Consider the following 16169-nt stretch of genomic DNA (forward strand, 5'->3'; position numbering starts at 1 on the left):
GGTTAGGCTGCCAGACCAGGGGAGATGTGGGGGAGAGGTGAATGACCGATCGACGTGGTGAGCTGGCGCAGGTGCTCGATGGCGCTTCGTCGGCGGTGTGTGACGCCCTGCCCGGCGCGGTGCGCGCCGAGGTGTCGGCGGCGGCGCGCGATCACCGGCGCGCCCTGACGATCGCGGTCACCGGCCGCCCGGGCACCGGTCGCGACACCATGACGCGGGCGGTGCGGGAGCGGTTGCGAGTCGGCGCGCTCGGCCCCGGCGAGGACCCCGACGCGATCGACGGCGCCGACCTCTGGGTGCACGTGATCGTGGCCGCCGTACGCCCCGCCGACCACGAGATCCTGGCGTCGTTGCCCGCCGAGCGCACGATCGTTGTCCTCGGCAAGGCCGACACCCACCCCGATCCGCGCGACGCCGCGCACGCAGCGGCCGATGCCGCCCGGATACTGGGCCGACCGGTCACTGCCGTCTCGGCGCTTCTCGCCTGCGCCGATGTCACCGAGGCGGAATGGACCTTTCTCGCCGACCTCGTCGCCCGCGACGAGCAGATGCCGTCGATGGCCGGACACTTCCTCGTCGGCGATCCCGGCGGACGCGAACGCACCCTGCGACGTGGTCTGCTGCGGCGCCTCGACCGGTTCGGTATCGAGACCGCTCTCGACCTGATGGGTGCGGGTGTGGTGGCCGACGTCGACGGTCTCAATGCGACATTGCACCGGCTCAGTGGCATCGAGGCGCTCGTCCCGACGGTCGCCGCGTGCGTCGACGAGGTCCGTGGGCGTCGGGAGGGCGTGGTTCGCGATCGTCTGGAGGGTCTGGCGGTTGCAGGCGTCGCTCGCGAGGGGATCGAGCAGCTGTTGCGCGTGCCGGAGGTGGTTCGGTGAACGCCACCGCTGCGCAGCAGATCACCCCAGACGGGATCACCCCAGACGGAATCACCCCAGACGGAATCACCCCAGACGGGATCTACCACCAGGTGTGGCAGGCGACGGGATTCGACGCGACGAGCATGCCGGAGCCCGGGGCTTCGATCGTGGTGGCCGGGGCGGTGGGTTCGGCCATCGACGATCTGCTGGCCGCCTGCGCGGCGGTCGCCCCCGACCTACCGATCTCGGCGACCGGTTCCGGCCTGGGAACCGGTGGGATCGGCTCGGGCCTGATGGTGCTGGATCCGTCGTCGGACCTCGATGCCGACGAGGTCGAGCTGTTCGTGCGGTTGCGGACCGAGGTGGGCACGGTCGCCCTGGTGTGCACCGGAATCGACGCATTCTGGGAATGGCCGCGACGGTTGCGCGCACAGCGCGCCGTTCTCGATCCCGCCGAGGAACTCCCGGTGTTCGCGGTATCGGCGGCGGCTGCGCTGGCCGGCGCGGTCGACGAGTCCGGCCTGACCGACCTGGTGGCCTGGATGCACGAGGGTCAGATGCGCCCGATCGAGCAACGCATCGAGCAGGCCCGGCTCGCGGCGTGTGTGACGGCGCTGGACCGGCGTATCCGCGACGACCATCTCTCGTCGGCCGCCACCGTGCACACCGACCCGGACGACCTGATGCGTCGCCGACGGACTCTGGTGGCCACCCGCGACCGCGGACGCACCGACCGGCTCGCGGCGGTCCGCGCGGGCGTCGCCGGGGTCCGCACGGCCACGATCGCCGACGCACAGACCGGGTTCCGGGCGCTGCTCGCCGCGGCGAACCGTCGCTGTGCGCACGCCACACCCGGCGAGCTGGCGACCCATCTGACCTGGCTCGACGCCGAGATCGCACAGGTCAATGCCCGGGTGGACGCCGTTCTCGACGACCGGCTCGAGGCCGTCGGGGCCACCGCGTTGCTCGGCGTCGACGGCGACGAGCCGGGTCGCGGAGCCGGTCCGGCGGGGCAGGCGGTGTCGGCGGTGCGTCGTGCCCCGCCGACCGGTCGTCGCGGCGCCGAGGACGCGCTGATGGTGCTCATCGGGGCGTCCACCGGCGTCGGCGTCGGCCGCCTGATCGTCTCGCCGATGGCGGCGGTGGACACGCTGCAGTGGATCTCGATGCCGTTGACCCTGGTGATCGGTGTGGCCGTGGCGTTCTGGGTGATCCGGATTCGCCGGGCGGCTGCGCGACGCACCGATCTGCGGTCCTTCTCGGCCGAGGTCCTCACGGAGGCTCGTGGTCGGCTCGAACAACGCATCGCCTCACGGAGCACCGAGGCCGAATCACGTCTGGCCGGGCAGATCACCCGGCATCATGAACGACGGGTCCGCCAAGTCGCCGCCGACGTCGCCGAGATCGACGCGTCCCTACGCCGGCTGCGCGCCGGGCAACCGTCCGGGGCCACCGCGGAGTCGGCCCGGCTGGCCGGGTTGCGGCACACCGTTGCGACACGGCTGGCCGAGGCGACGCGGACGAAGGCACGGGCCGAGACGACCACCGCACCCGCGGTCACGAGGAGTGAGCAGTGATGGAACCGTTCGTACTGGGCGAGGGTGGCGACCCGGACGACGACGCGGCGGCCGGGCTCTGGCACGGCGATGCGGAGATCGAGGACGCGGCCCATCTCGCCGGACTTCCCGACACCCCGCTGCCCGGTGAGGAACCCGACACCGGCGCCGATGACCACCTGTGGATGTACGACGACGGTCGGGTGTGGGATCTCGGTCCAGCCGACGTCGACACCGACGCCGACGGCGTCGCCGACTCGTTGACCCGGACCGGCCCCGACGGCATGACCGTCTACACCGACCGCGATCACGACGGGCGCGTCGACACCGTCACCCATATCGGGTCCGACGGCGACTACGAAGCGCACCGGCTGGCCGCCGACGGCCGCACCTGGGTACCGACCGATTCGGGCAGGCTCGACTGACTCCGGAGCCGTCCAACGGGCCCGCAGATGGGCTCCGCAAGGGCCGCCGGGGGCGTCCACGGGGGCGGTGAATCGGACTTTCGTGAGCATCTCAAGCCGCCTTTCGGGGGCGATTTCCCAGGTCACGGCGGTGTAGGGTTTGCCGGCTGTCGTAAGTGGACCTATGGAAATGTGGCATATACCGCATCTGTTAACCCCGCCACCTAGCGGACGTTCGGTGACCGTATCCTGGGGATAAGCCGCCGTACCCCGGTCACCATCGATGGTGGCCAACTCCGAGGAGGAGATATGACCTCAGCAACCATTCCCGGATTGGATCCAGACAGCGCTCCCACCACACACGCGGGTTTGCTGGCATGGGTCGCCGAAGTCGCCGAGTTGACCCAGCCCGACCGGGTGGTGTGGTCCGACGGTAGCGACGAGGAGTGGGAGCGGCTGACCGCGGATCTGGTCGAGGCCGGGACGCTGGTCAAACTCAACGAGGAGCGCAAGCCCAACTCGTATCTCGCCAAGTCGGACCCCGCCGACGTCGCGCGCGTCGAGTCCCGGACATTCATCTGCGCCAAGACCGCCGAAGATGCGGGCCCCACCAACAACTGGGTCGATCCCGACGAGATGCGCGCAACGATGACCGAGCTGTACCGGGGCAGCATGCGCGGCCGCACCATGTTCGTGATCCCCTTCTGCATGGGCCCTCTCGGCTCCGACGACCCGAAGCTCGGTGTCGAGCTGACCGACTCCGAGTACGTCGTGCTGTCGATGCGCATCATGACCCGCGTCGGCCCGAAGGTTCTCGAGGCGCTGGGCGACGACGGCTTCTTCGTCAAGGGTCTGCACTCGGTGGGTGCCCCGCTCGAGCCCGGTCAGGCCGACGTGCCCTGGCCGTGCAACCCCGAGAAGTACATCACCCACTTCCCCGAGGATCGTGAGATCTGGTCCTACGGTTCGGGATACGGCGGTAACGCGTTGCTGGGCAAGAAGTGCTACGCGCTGCGTATCGCGTCGGTCATCGCCCGCGACGAGGGCTGGATGGCCGAGCACATGCTGATCCTGAAGCTGACCAGCCCGGAGAACAAGGTGTATTTCGTCGCCGCGGCCTTCCCGAGCGCGTGCGGCAAGACCAACCTCGCGATGATCCAGCCCACCATCCCCGGATGGAAGGCCGAGACCGTCGGCGACGACATCGCATGGATGCGCTTCGGTGACGACGGCCGTCTCTACGCGATCAACCCCGAATTCGGGTTCTTCGGGGTCGCCCCCGGCACCAGCGAGGACTCCAACCCGAACGCGATGAAGACCATCGAGGCCGGTAACACGCTCTACACCAACGTCGCACTGACCGACGACGGTGACATCTGGTGGGAGGGCATCGGCGGCGAGACCCCCGCGCACCTGACCGACTGGCTCGGCAACGACTGGACGCCCGCGTCCGATCACAAGGCCGCACACCCGAATTCGCGATACTGCACCCCGATTTCACAGTGCCCGTCGTTGGCGCAGGAGTGGGACGATCCGCAGGGTGTGCCGATCTCGGCGATCCTGTTCGGTGGTCGTCGCAAGACCACGGTGCCGCTGGTGACCGAGGCCCGCGACTGGCAGAACGGCGTGTTCATGGGCGCCACCGTCGGTTCCGAGCAGACCGCCGCCGCCGAGGGTAAGGTCGGCACCGTCCGTCGCGACCCGATGGCGATGCTCCCGTTCATGGGCTACCACGTGGGCGACTACTTCGCGCACTGGATCAACCTCGGCAAGAACGCCGATGCGTCGAAGCTCCCGAAGGTCTTCTACGTCAACTGGTTCCGTCGTGGTGACGACGGTCGCTTCCTGTGGCCGGGCTTCGGCGAGAACAGCCGCGTGCTCAAGTGGATCATCGGGCGCATCGAAGGTGAGAACGAGGGCGTCAACACCCCGATCGGCATCGTCGCCAAGCCCGACGAGATCGACGTCGAGGGTCTCGATCTGCCTGCCGAAGACCTCGCTGCCGCACTCGATTTCGACCCCGAGGAATGGCGCCGCGAGTTGCCGCTGATCGAGGAGCTGTTCGACTTCGTCGGCGAGAAGCTGCCGACGAGCCTGTCCGATGAGCTCGACCAGCTCAAACAGCGCCTCGCGTGAAAGCCTCGATCATCCGTTGAGATGACACGGAACTCCTGAGGTATCGTTGCCCCCTATGAGACTTCGCTCGTGGGGGGCAGCGTTCGTTTCGGCGCTCGCCGTCACGCTGACCATCGGATCCGGCGTGGCGACGGCGGTGCCCGGTTCGCCGGTTCCCGACCAATCCATGGTCACCTCGCGATATGTCGACACCGAGATAGTGCCCGGCATACCGTCTTTCGGCGCTATTTCGGGAATCGACCAGACCGCCAACGGCGACTACGCGATGATCTCGACCGATGTCGGGCGTGCCGGTCCCGCCCGGTTCTACACCACCCACATCGACTACTACCCATCGGTCGGCCAGCTCGGCGTCCCGCGCTTCACCGGCGGCGGCACTGTGCTCAGCCCGCTCAATCTGCCGCTGCTGCCCGGTGATGCACAGTTCGAGGGCATCCGGTCGGTCGGTGGCGGCTACGTCGTCGTGAGCGGCGGGGCGCATCAGTTCGTTCGCCAGATCGGCCCGTTCGGTACGTTCGTCCGAGATCTCCCGTTGCCTGCTGCGTGGCGCCCGACCCGGACCGCAGGCGTCAACGGGCAGAACGGTCTCACCGGGGTGGCCGTCGGGCCGCGCGGACAGATCAGCGTGATCACCGCCGGCGGGCTGCGCCAGGACCCCGGTAACGCGGCCCGGCTGCTGACCTTCGGATCGGGTCGCGGGCAGAGCGAGTACGTCTACCGCACCGACCCGGGCAAGGTCGCCGCCGACGTCATCGCCGTCAACAACACCGATTTCCTGGTCCTCGAACGCGGTCGCGGACGCGTGACGAGCATCTACTGGGCCACCACCCGCGGCGCCGACGCGGTGACCGGCAAGGCCAAGCTCTCCGGCTCCGAGAAGGCGATGCCCAAAACCGAGGTCTTCTCGGCCAACCCGCTGCCGCAGCTGGTGACCGGCAACATGTCCGGAATGGCATGGGGCAATTGGCTTCCCGACGTCCGCGGACAGAACTATCGGGCGCGGATGCTCTACGTCGTCACCAACAACATGTTCGCCGGCCCGACCCGGGTGCACGCGATCGAGGTGCGCTTCCCGCGTCGCTGAGCCACTCGGGGGATGCGGGCCGCGCCCGCGACCGGGGTGAGTTCAGGGACAACCCCGATGGCCATTCGGGCGCCGACCTGGCACCGTGGTGGCCATGACATCAGCGCACGCAGAGATGACGCAGCCGAGCGGCACGGCCGCCGCGGCCGGATCCGAGGGTCTGACCAAGGTCTACGGGTCAGGTGACACCGCCGTCCACGCGCTGCGAGGCGTGACGATCGAATTCGCGGCCGGACAGTTCACCGCGATCATGGGTCCGTCGGGGTCGGGGAAGTCGACCCTGATGCACTGCCTCGCCGGCCTCGATGACGCCACCGGCGGCCGCGCCTACATCGGTGACGTCGCCCTCACCGGGCTCTCCGACAAGGAGATGACCAAGCTCCGACGCGACCGCATCGGATTCGTGTTCCAGTCGTTCAATCTGGTGCCCACCCTCACCGCGGCCGAGAACATCACCCTGCCCCTCGACATCGCCGGCCGGCCGGTGGACAAGGAATGGTTCGACACCGTCATCGGTCGCCTCGGCATCGGGGATCGGCTCGATCACCTGCCGACCGAGCTGTCCGGTGGCCAACAGCAGCGCGTTGCGTGTGCCCGCGCACTGGTGGGCAAACCCGAGATCATCTTCGGTGACGAGCCGACCGGCAACCTCGATTCCCGCTCCTCCGGAGAGGTTCTCGCGATCCTGCGCGCGGCCACCGACGAATTCGGGCAGACCGTCGTCATCGTCACCCACGATCCGCGCGCCGCGTCCTACGCCGACCGTGTGGTCTTTCTCGCCGACGGCAACATCGTGCGGGAGCTGACCCGACCGACCGCCGACGACGTCTTCGAGGTCATGCGCCACCTCGATGACAAGCCGGGGGATGACGAGCCAGGGGATGTGACACCGGTCGACGGGCTCACCGGCACTACGGATTCCGGTGCAGCTGCTGCCGGGCAGGCCACGGCCCCGGTCGACCCGACCGACGGAACGCCCCGTGGGCGCCACGAGGCACGCTGACTCATGGCCGCATCATCGGTGATGCGCAAGGTCTCGCTGCGAAACCTGCGTGCGCACAAGCTCCGATTGTTCCTGACCGTCTTCTCGATCGTCCTCGGCACCTCGTTCGTCGCCGGTTCGATCGTGTTCACCTCCACCATCTCCCACGCGTTCAACTCGATCTTCGAAGGTGCGGCGCAAGGCGTGGCCGTCGAGATCACGCCGCAACGATCGACCTCCGACGGGGTGCCCGACAGCGTTGTCGACCAACTCCGGGAGCGTAAGCAAGAGTTGGGGATCGACAAGATCGTCACCAACCAGCAGGGGCCGGTGACGATCGCCGGCGCCGACGGCAAGGCGCTGCAGACCGGTGGCGCCCCGAGTATCGCCACCGCCTACATCCCACCGGATCAGGCGATTTCCTCGGAGAGACTGCTGCCCGGTGGCCGGGCGCCCAATGGGCAGAACGAGATCGTCCTCAACTCCTCGGCCGCCGACAAGGGCGGCCTGAAGGTCGGATCGAAGACGAAACTCGTGATCGGACAAGGCAGTACGCAGCCGTTGGAGGTGACTGTCGTCGGCCTCGTCGACCTGCCCACCTCGACCGGCGGGTACGTCAACGTCCAGTTCGACCAGCAAACCGCGTCCGACATCTTCTCCGACGGTTCGCATGTCGCGGTGGTCGACATGTCTGCGGTGTCCGGGGTGTCCGCCGACGAACTCGCCAAGCGGGTGTCGGCCCTCGTCGACACCGATCAGTTCAAGGTCCGCACCGGCGACCAGGTGCGCGCGGACGAGAAGGCCCAGGTCAACCAGTTCCTGACCATCTTCACCGGAATCCTGTTGGCATTCGCGGCAATCGGGCTCATCGTCGGTACCTTCATCATCTACAACACCTTCTCGATGATCGTCGCGCAACGCAATCGTGAGCTCGCCCTGCTGCGCGCCATCGGTGCCAGCCGGCGTCAGGTGTCGCGTTCGGTGCTCTTCGAGGCGTTCGTGGTCGGCGTCATCGGCGGGCTGGTCGGGCTCGGTGTCGGTGTCGGGTTGGCCGCGGTGTTGAAGGCGGTGGTCGGCTCCGCCTCGGGTCTGCCGAGTGGCTCCCTGCAGGTCGGTGTGTGGGCGGTGCTCGCCGCGCTGTTCGTCGGCATCGTCGTCACGATGGTCAGCGCCTGGGTACCCGCGGTCCGGGCCGCACGGGTGTCCCCGGTGGAGGCGATGCGCGCCGGGGTCACCGAAGGTGCTGCGCCGCTGCGGAATCGGACGCTGGTCGGCGTCGTCTTCTTGCTGATCGCCATCGGTACGATCGCCTGGGGCGCGATGGGCGCAGGACTGTTGCGCGCGGTGGTGGTCGGTATCGGCGCGGGTGCGGCGATCGTCGCGTCGGTGTTGGCCGGACCGGCACTGTCCAAACCCATCGTCGGCGGTCTCGGCCGGGTGATCGGCGCCCCGTTCGGCACGGTCGGACGGTTGGCCCGCACCAACGCGGTGCGCAATCCGCGGCGCAGCGCGGCAACCGCTTTCGCGCTGACCCTCGGTCTGATGCTGGTCGCCGTGATCGGCACGCTCGGCGCCTCGTTCAAGGGAACGGTGGATCAGGCTGTCGATGCAGGCATCCGAGCCGATTACATCGTTGCAGGCACCAACAATTCGCCGGTGCCCGAGTCGGTGGCCGGGGCGGTCACCAAGGTGCCGGGCATCTCCGACGCCGTGTCGTTCGGCATCGTGTCGGCGCGTATCGACGGTCAGGCGCGGACCGGCTTCGCCGCTCTCGGTGGCGATCTCAACGGTGTATCGGTACTGAACATGCTCGACGGCGCATCCAGCAAGCTGCCGGCCGACGGGATGTTCATCAGTGAACGCACCGCCAACGAGCGTGGTTGGAAACGCGGCCAGACCCTGACCTTCACCTCGGCGGACGGAACGCAAGTGCCGGTCACGATCGCCGGCGTGTACCAGGACAACGAGGCGCTGCAGCCGTGGATGGTCGGGTCGCAGGTATATGAGAAGGTGATGCCGGAAACGAGCCGGATCACGTTCGGGCTGTTCGTCAAGGCCGCGCCCGGTACCAACCTCGACACCCTGCGCACCGATCTCGAGAACGCGACGTCGGGGTATCTGACGGTGCAGGTGGAGACCCGCGAGCAATACAAGAGCAGCATCTCCGAGCAGATCGATCAGATGCTCGCGACGTTGTACGCCATGCTCGGTCTCGCCCTGCTCATCGCGGTCCTCGGCATCATCAACACCCTCGCGCTGTCGGTGGTGGAGCGCAAACGCGAGATCGGCATGCTGCGCGCGATCGGAACCCTGCGCAGCCAGATCAGACGGACGATCTATCTGGAGTCGGTGCTGATCGCGATCTACGGGGCCGTCCTCGGCGTTGTCCTGGGTTCGGTGATCGGATGGGCTCTGGTGCGCACGCTCGCCCGGTGGGGGCTCGGTGATCCGGTGCTGCCGTGGAGCTTGATGGGCTGGACGCTGCTCGCCTCGGCCGTGGTCGGCGTGTTGGCCGCGTTGTGGCCCGCGGTGCGGGCTGCGCGGACGAAACCGCTCGAGGCGATCGCCGAAGGATGAGTTCTCCGGGTTGTCGGGGTCGGCGGCCCCGGTTTGGCACAATCGGCGCATGACTCAGCCACCGGAAGATCCGTGGGACCCGAATCGTCCGCCGCCGCACACGCGTGCGTTCGACCCTGATCAGAATCCGGCGGAGTACCCCGACTCGGGTTATCCCCAGACCGGGTATGGCCAGACGGGATATGACCAGTCGGGTTACCCGCAGGGGGCTTATACGCAGGGCTATGGTCAGGAGCCGGGCGGCCCGCCGCCCACCGGACCGTACGGTGAGCCGCCGTCCGGGGGTGGCGGTGGTGGGGGTCGCCGGACCCTGATTTTGGCGCTTGCGGTGATCGCGGCTCTGGTGTTGATCGTGGTCGTCGCAGTGCTCGTCGTCCGGAGCACTGGTGGTGGTGATTCGACGGCGTCGCCGACGACGACGAGTACGGTGTCGGCGACGTCCTCGACCACCACACCCACAACCACGGCCACCACCGAGACGACAACGGAGGAGACGACCACCTCGCGGGTCCCCGCGGGAGCTGTGGTCTACCAATTGACCGGCAGCGGTGACGTTGCCGGAGTGCGCTACCGCAAGGGTTCGGAGTTCGTCATCGATCCGGTCACCGCCGCGCCGTGGTCGATGACGACGACAGTGACCGGCGGTTCGGCCGAACTCACCGCAATCGTCGTTCGCGGTCCGGTGACCTGCACCATCATGCACGGTCGCGAACAGCTGACCTCGACTACGAGCAACGGTGGCCTCCTCCGCTGCGTGGCGGATCTGCCGAACTGACCATCGCTTCAACTTGTTGTACCGATAGGTATCCGGTCCGTGGTGGTGCGAATCCAGCACCGGCGCAGGTGGTGATGCCATCGATGGAGGCTTGCGCCTGCCCCATCCGATGGTCGAGGTGCCGAGGAGCGCCAGCGACGAGCCTCGAGACCCGTTGCACCGATAGGTATCCGGTCCACGGTGGCCCGGTTCCAGCGCTGGCACAGCCGGTCTCGAGGCTCGCCGCACGCGGCTCGCACCTCGACCATCGGAGGGGAGCCGTCCATCCGGTGGTCGAAGCCTCCCCGTGCGGGAATGCCCCAGCCCTACCCATCCGGTGGTCGAGGTGTGAGGAGCGCCAGCGACGAGCCTCGAGACCCCTTGTGCCGAAAGGAGTCCGGGCCACAGGCGGCACCACACCTCGACCATCGGGAGGGGATTTCACTATGGAGTTCTCAAACAACAGATGCGGTCCCGGCGATGCCGGGTGCAAGGAATCAGGTAGTGGGGCAGGATAGGTCAGGCTGCGGCGTCGGCGAGTCGCATGGTTCTACGGTGATACGACGGCACGGGTCGGCGTTTCGGATCCACGCTGGCGGGTGGGATCAACCAGGGGTGCCGGTCGAAGCCCATGATGATGTCCCACCCGTGGTGATGCACATCATCGTGGCAGCTGGTGCACAGCAGGCATCCGTTGTCGAGGTCGGTGGGACCACCATCGGCCCAGTGGTGCAAATGGTGTCCTTGGCAGCGCCCGGCGTGCGCGCCGCATTTGATGCATCCGCGATCACGGACGAGTAGTGCTTTGCGTTGGCCGGGGGTGAAGAAGCGTTTCGCCTCGCCAACACTGAGCGGTACACCGTTGGGGTCGAGCATGATCTTGGTGATCGTGGTGTCACACGACAACATCCGCGCGGTGGCTTCGGTGATGGCACCCATGTTCTGCAAATCCCCACCGAGTGCCGGGTTGTCCGCCGACCAGGTCCACAACAGGCCGTTGGTCGGTTTCGCCGAGAAGGTGGTGTCCGCTAGTCCTTGTGCCGCCAACTCCACGATCGTTTCGAACGCGGCCGCACAGATCTGTTCGGGTGTCCGCGGATCCGGCGACTCGTCAGGCTGAGGCTTGGGCGCCGACAGTGTTTCCATCAACGTCCGTGTCTTTTCGCCGGCGATGATGTCGAGGTTCGCCGAGATTTCCAACCGTCCGTCGTCGGTGATGCGGTCGCTGTAGGAGTTGATCGACTTGTCCTCCGCAGCCGGTAACCCGCCAGGCGTTTCGGCCGCCAACTCGTTCCCCAACTGCCTTGCGTAGAGTTTGATCTCGGCGGGAGTGAAACCGGCGAAATAGTGCGACAAGAGTTTCCGCAGAAATTCACAGCGTTGGACAGTGTCCATAGGTTCGGGGCATCGGGTGTCGATGTGCGCCAATCCGTGGACGATGGCATCGACGTGTTCGGACGAGATAGACCCATCCGCCGCGTGCGCCAACAACAGATCGACATCGGTGGTGGCCGAGATCCGCACGTACCGACCTGCGACGGCCGGTGCGAAACCCATGCTGATCAACAACTCCCGAAGTCGGGTGGTCTTGTGGTCGGCCACTCCCAGCCGGTCCAGTTCGCCGGTGAGGGTGGTGGCGTGGTGATCAACCAGGTTCCGCAACAACAGGACTTGTTTCATCGCGCCGAAAGCCTGTGGGCCGGTCATCTCCGGATTCCATTGCAGGTCGCTGAGCTGGGTGACGATGGCGGCGAAAACTGCTTCGGCGTCGACAGTTCCAGCGTCGGGAGCTTCGGTGGTGTCGATCATGGGCCCCTCCCCGGTGGCTGATCGGTGTGATGGGTCCAGTCTACATCGCCAGGGTGTTCGACGCAAGAGTTGTTTTGATCAATTCTGCTTGTGGACAACGTGTTTCGGCGACGATTTTCTGTCGGTGGGGTGTGGTAGGTGATGCGGTTTTCGTCGGGCTTGCTTTCGATGTGGTTGCGATACTTGTTGTCTCGCCGGGTCTCGAGGCTCGCCGCACGCGGCTCGCACCTCGACCATCGGGGGAGGGGCTCGCGACGATCTGGTAGGCCGCTGCTCGACCGTTGGGGCGTCGACCAGCGGGGGAAAGCCGCCACGATCGGGGAGTCGAGTAGTGCTAGTTCTTGCGCAGTACCACAACGAGATTGGTGGCGAGGATCTCGCGGAGTACCGGTACGCGCAGCACCCACCAGGACAGTGCCGGGAGGTAGCGGGGGAAGGCGGCGATGACCGTCGTGGCGTCCGATCGGCTGCGGGCCCAACGCAGTCCGGCCGCGGCGGTGACCGCGAAAAGGGAAGTGCCGTAGAGGTTCTTGGGCGGATGTCCGTGTCGGCGGGTGTACCAGTGAGCGGCGCGGTGGCCGCCCGCGTAGTGGGTCAGGCCCATCTCGTGACCGCCGAAGGGGCCCCACCACAATGTGTAGCTGACGATGACGAGCCCGCCGGGGCGGGTCACGCGGATCATCTCGTCGCACATCTGCCACGGCCGTGAGGTGTGCTCGACGACGTTGGACGACAGTGTCACGTCCATCGAGTCGTCGGCGAAGGGGAGTGCCTGGCCGGAGGCGCGCACGGTGCCGCGATGTTCGAGTCCGCCCGCGTGCATCTCCGTCGGATCGGGTTCGACCGCCAGGTAGTGGGCGCCACACGCGCCGAACGCGTCGGCGAAGTAGCCCGGGCCGCCGCCGACGTCGAGGATGACCGAATCGTCGAGGTCCGCGAACGCACCGACCATGGCCGCGGTGTCGCGGGCAAGGGCGCCGTAGAAGCGTGCGGGATCGGTCTGTTCGTACCGAAAGTCCGACAAGAGGCCGACCGCGCGACGGAGCGTTGCGAGTCGGCGCATCTTCGCGGTCGGTGCGGGCACAGGCGGGATGCTACCGCTACGCCGACCTCGCGGTCGGTACCCTGGTGAGACGATGACACCTCCCACCCATGTGCTGCTCCTGTGCTGGCGAGATACCGGCCACCCGCAAGGCGGTGGCAGCGAGACCTATCTCGAGCGGGTGGGCGCGGAATTGGCGCGACGAGGTGTCGAGGTGACCTATCTGACCGCGGCGTACCCCGGTGCTCCCGACGACGAGCGCCGCGACGGCATCCGATTCGTACGCGCCGGTGGCCGGATCTCGGTGTATCCCCGAGCGCTCGGTCTCCTGCTGGCCGCCCGGATGGGTCGCGGGCGGCTGGCCGGCTGCGTTCCCGATGTGGTCGTCGACACCCAGAACGGCGTGCCCTTCTTCGCCGCGCTGACCCGCATCGCACCGACGGTCGTGCTGGTCCATCACTGCCACCGCGAACAGTGGCCGGTCGCCGGCCGGGCGCTCGGGCGGCTCGGTTGGTTCATCGAGTCCCGACTGTCGCCGTGGGTACACCGGCGCAGCCGCTATGTGACGGTGTCCGCGCCCTCGCGGCGTGAACTGGTCGGCCTCGGTGTGGACGAAGCCCGCATCGACGTGATCCGCAATGGCCTCGATCCCGTTCCGGCCGACGTGAAAGCGCCGGGCGCAAGCACACCGACGCCACGCCTGTGCGTGTTGTCCCGGCTGGTTCCGCACAAGCAGGTCGAGCATGCGCTGACCGTGATCGCCGATCTCCGCCGGGCCGGAGTCGACGCGGCGCTCGACGTCATCGGCGACGGCTGGTGGTCCGACGAATTACGCAGCACTGCAGAGACTCTCGGCGTGAGTGAAGCGGTCACATTCCACGGTCACGTGGGCGAGGTGCGAAAACACGAGATCCTCGCGCAGGCGCGTGTCCACCTCATGCCGTCGCGCAAGGAGGGGTGGGGGCTTGCCGTGATGGAAGCCGCACAACACGGTGTGCCCACCATCGGGTATCGGAGTTCGGCCGGGCTGGCCGAATCCATCGACGACGGGCGGACCGGTCTGTTGGTCGATGGGATCGACGAATTCCTCAGCGCCACTCGAAAACTCGTCGACAACCCGGACGAGGCGCGCCGGCTCGGCCGAGCGGCGCAGCGCAAGTCGCAACGCTACTCGTGGTCGACGACGTGCGACGAGATGCTCCGCGTCCTGCGCGATGCCTGCCGCTGAACGACTTTCGCCAACCTCTCGGTGACCGCGGCGAGCGCGCCGAAGGCCATCAGCAACGCCCAGATCACGTGGACCGCCCACGCCCAACCTCGCGATATCGACGATGCCTGCGGAGTCACCGCTCCGTCGAGATCGAACAGCATCAGATCGGGTCCCGCGACCACCGGCGTCAGATCGGCGAGCTCCGCCGGGACGGAGGTTTCGGGGCCGCGCTCGACGAGTACCCAGCCGACGCCGAGATCGGACAGCGCGCGCGGATTGCCTCCGCTACGAAGGACGCGATTCACCTGTGCCGCCGTGTGATCGGCGTGATCGACCACGACGCCGTCGACCCGCAGTTCACCCGATTCGATGACCGGCGCACGCACCATCCGGGCCGTCGGGTCCAGTGACGGTCCGTCGGCGAAGGAATACCGACGCACCGTGCCCGGCGGCCACAACGCCACCGCCCCGCGGTCGGCGGGCACCATTGCGGCCGCCTTCCTCCAGTCGTCGGGGTAGTGCACCGGCGTGATCCGGCCACCGACCCCCCACGCCAGATCCGGCAACGGGGCGATCACCAGCAGAGCAATGGCCGCGAGGGCGAAACCCACAGGGACATAACGCCTCAGCGCCACCACAGCGGCTGCCGAAGCCAGTGCCACGAACGGCATCGCGAGGGCCAAGAACTTGTGGGTGTCGCGCACCAACCCCGCACCGGGAACAGCATCGATGACCGCCCCCAGCGCGGTCTGCCCCGGACCCGCGGCGGTCACCGCAACCACCACAACGACAGCGGCGGCCACGCCTGCCAGACCGCGCAACAATCCCGGCGCCGGCGACGCGGAACGACTGCGCCACAACCACACCGACCCGATGATGATCACCACCAGCAAGCACGCGGTGGCGATCGCGGCCCACCAGATCGTGCGGCTCGTCGGCACGGCATCGGAGTTCCAGATCCCACCCAATCCCAGAGCGGTGCCGAGCGGGCCCAACAACGGCTCCGACCGCAGCGAGAAGGCGCGCACCCCGGCCGGCCCGTCGGAGGCGATCGATCCACCACCGATCGCCGCGGACATCAGCCACGGCAACGCCGAACACACCCACAGCGCACCGAGTCCGGCGAGCACGCGCCACCGTCGGATACCGGCGCAGGACACCGCAGTGACCCCGGCGCTCACCAACGCCATCACCGACCCCGTCGGCGTCAACCCGGCCACCGCGAGCAGCCCACCCACCTGCGCCCACCCGACCCACCGCCCACGTGCGCGACCCACGGCGACATCGGCAACGGCCACGACGATCCACCCGAGCGCGGCGTATCCGACGAGCAGGCTCCAGTTCCCCTGCAGGAGGCGTTCGGCGACAAAAGGATTCCACACCGTGACCACGGCCGCGGCGACCGCCCCGGAGTGTCCGGCGCCGGGGATCAGCCGAAAGGCCAAGCGCCCGAACCCTACCGCCGCGAACAGGATTGCGGCGGCCAGGGCCACCAGAACCACCACGCCGCCGCCGACGACCGAGCCGGCCACCGCCACGAACCAATCCTGGGGAACCGCACGGGGTGCGAGCGGACCGATCCCGAGCGCGGCATCGGTGACGAAGGACCGCGGCGTCGACACCGCGTCCCGGTAGAGCAGGTACCCGCCGCCGAACAGGGGCCCGACGATCACCGCCGACAGCACCGCACCGACCCCGTAGAGGATCGGTAGCAGCCGCGGGTTGGTCACGAGCGCAACGTCTTCCCTC

General features: G+C 67.8%; 12 protein-coding genes. 9 read left to right on the forward strand and 3 right to left on the reverse strand.

The window, feature by feature from the left end:
* The first annotated feature begins 41 nt into the window (after positions 1-41).
* The 8 genes from GOPIP_RS09345 (at position 42) to GOPIP_RS29425 (ending at position 10380) form a co-directional block, all read left to right on the forward strand.
* Positions 42-884 carry a hypothetical protein gene (locus GOPIP_RS09345; RefSeq protein ID WP_006369399.1) on the forward strand — a complete coding sequence of 281 codons (843 nt, stop codon included), beginning with the start codon at positions 42-44 and terminating at the stop codon, positions 882-884.
* Positions 881-2443 carry a hypothetical protein gene (locus tag GOPIP_RS09350; RefSeq protein WP_006369400.1) on the forward strand — a complete coding sequence of 521 codons (1563 nt, stop codon included), beginning with the start codon at positions 881-883 and terminating at the stop codon, positions 2441-2443. Before GOPIP_RS09345 ends, GOPIP_RS09350 begins: the two co-directional genes overlap by 4 nt.
* Positions 2443-2847 carry a DUF6802 family protein gene (locus GOPIP_RS09355; RefSeq protein ID WP_006369401.1) on the forward strand — a complete coding sequence of 135 codons (405 nt, stop codon included), beginning with the start codon at positions 2443-2445 and terminating at the stop codon, positions 2845-2847. The genes GOPIP_RS09350 and GOPIP_RS09355 overlap by 1 nt, the downstream gene beginning before the upstream one ends.
* Before the next feature lie 288 nt (positions 2848-3135).
* Positions 3136-4962, forward strand: coding sequence for a phosphoenolpyruvate carboxykinase (GTP) (locus GOPIP_RS09360; RefSeq protein WP_006369402.1), 1827 nt, complete (start codon positions 3136-3138; stop codon positions 4960-4962).
* A 55-nt stretch (positions 4963-5017) separates the two neighbouring features.
* Positions 5018-6046 carry an esterase-like activity of phytase family protein gene (locus tag GOPIP_RS09365; protein ID WP_006369403.1) on the forward strand — a complete coding sequence of 343 codons (1029 nt, stop codon included), beginning with the start codon at positions 5018-5020 and terminating at the stop codon, positions 6044-6046.
* A 94-nt stretch (positions 6047-6140) separates the two neighbouring features.
* Complete coding sequence (locus GOPIP_RS09370) at positions 6141-7049, forward strand: ABC transporter ATP-binding protein (RefSeq protein WP_108772654.1); 909 nt, start codon at positions 6141-6143, stop codon at positions 7047-7049.
* 3 nt (positions 7050-7052) lie between these two features.
* Positions 7053-9605: an ABC transporter permease gene (locus GOPIP_RS09375; protein WP_006369405.1), complete on the forward strand. Its 2553-nt coding sequence runs from the start codon at positions 7053-7055 to the stop codon at positions 9603-9605.
* Between the two features lie 49 nt (positions 9606-9654).
* Positions 9655-10380, forward strand: coding sequence for a hypothetical protein (locus GOPIP_RS29425; protein ID WP_133092136.1), 726 nt, complete (start codon positions 9655-9657; stop codon positions 10378-10380).
* 498 nt (positions 10381-10878) lie between these two features.
* On the opposite strand, the gene GOPIP_RS09385 is transcribed toward GOPIP_RS29425, so the two are convergent.
* Together GOPIP_RS09385 and GOPIP_RS09390 are read right to left on the reverse strand one after the other, a co-directional pair.
* Complete coding sequence (locus GOPIP_RS09385; RefSeq protein WP_006369407.1) at positions 10879-12168, reverse strand: HNH endonuclease signature motif containing protein; 1290 nt, start codon at positions 12166-12168, stop codon at positions 10879-10881.
* Between the two features lie 334 nt (positions 12169-12502).
* Positions 12503-13231, reverse strand: a complete 729-nt coding sequence (locus tag GOPIP_RS09390; RefSeq protein WP_006369408.1) for a class I SAM-dependent methyltransferase — start codon at positions 13229-13231, stop codon at positions 12503-12505.
* A gap of 73 nt (positions 13232-13304) precedes the next feature.
* On the opposite strand from GOPIP_RS09390, the gene GOPIP_RS09395 reads away from it, so the two are divergent.
* On the forward strand, positions 13305-14438 hold the full coding sequence (locus GOPIP_RS09395) for a glycosyltransferase family 4 protein (protein ID WP_006369409.1): 1134 nt from the start codon (positions 13305-13307) through the stop codon (positions 14436-14438).
* On the opposite strand, the gene GOPIP_RS09400 is transcribed toward GOPIP_RS09395, so the two are convergent.
* Complete coding sequence (locus GOPIP_RS09400; protein ID WP_006369410.1) at positions 14378-16150, reverse strand: MmpA family trehalose lipid delivery protein; 1773 nt, start codon at positions 16148-16150, stop codon at positions 14378-14380. The two genes, GOPIP_RS09395 and GOPIP_RS09400, sit on opposite strands and share 61 nt — an antisense overlap.
* Positions 16151-16169 lie beyond the last annotated feature (19 nt).

The sequence above is a fragment of the Gordonia polyisoprenivorans NBRC 16320 = JCM 10675 genome (genome assembly GCF_000241325.1).
Lineage (GTDB): Bacteria > Actinomycetota > Actinomycetes > Mycobacteriales > Mycobacteriaceae > Gordonia > Gordonia polyisoprenivorans.